General features: G+C 72.6%; 1 protein-coding gene. It reads right to left on the reverse strand.

The genetic code is table 11. The features are described 5' to 3' along the window. A partial coding sequence (locus tag ACSFA3_RS23865) for a TolC family protein (RefSeq protein WP_435507885.1) occupies nucleotides 1–585 on the reverse strand: 585 nt, incomplete at both ends.

Below are 585 nucleotides of genomic sequence, written 5' to 3' on the forward strand. Positions count from 1 at the left end.
ACCGACGAACCCGACAGCCCCAGCGTGACCTTCGGATAGAGCTCGGCAGTAGCCACGCCGATGCGCGCGGTCGATGCGGCCAGGCTGCGTTCGGCCTGGCGGATGTCGGGGCGGCGGCGCAGCAGCGCGGCGCCGTCGCCGACCGGCAGCGTGCCGGCCACGCGCGGCGGCACGGTGCAGTCGGCCACCTCGCGCGGAAAGTCCTGCGGCAGTGCGCCGGTCAATGTGGCGAGGCGATACAGCGCGCCCTGGCGTTCGGCCTTCAGCGGAGGCAGCGCTGCGTTGAGCTGCTGCAGTTGCGCACGCGCGCGGCCCGTGTCGATGGCACCGGCGCGCCCCGCGCGTTGCAGGCGGTCGGTGACGTTCACCGCGTCCTGCTGCAGCGCGACGGATTTCTGCGCGATCTGCAGGCGCAGGCCGGTCGAGCAGGCTTCGGCATACGCGCGCGCGGTGCCGGCCGCGACGTTCACGCGCACGAGATCGAGCGCGGCTTCGGCCGATTGCGTGTTGGCCTGCGATGCCTCAATGGCGCGGCGGATCTGGCCGAACAGGTCAACCTGGTAGGACAGCGAAGCGCCCGCGCTG

Source organism: Variovorax glucosi (genome assembly GCF_051216695.1).
Lineage (GTDB): Bacteria > Pseudomonadota > Gammaproteobacteria > Burkholderiales > Burkholderiaceae_C > Variovorax.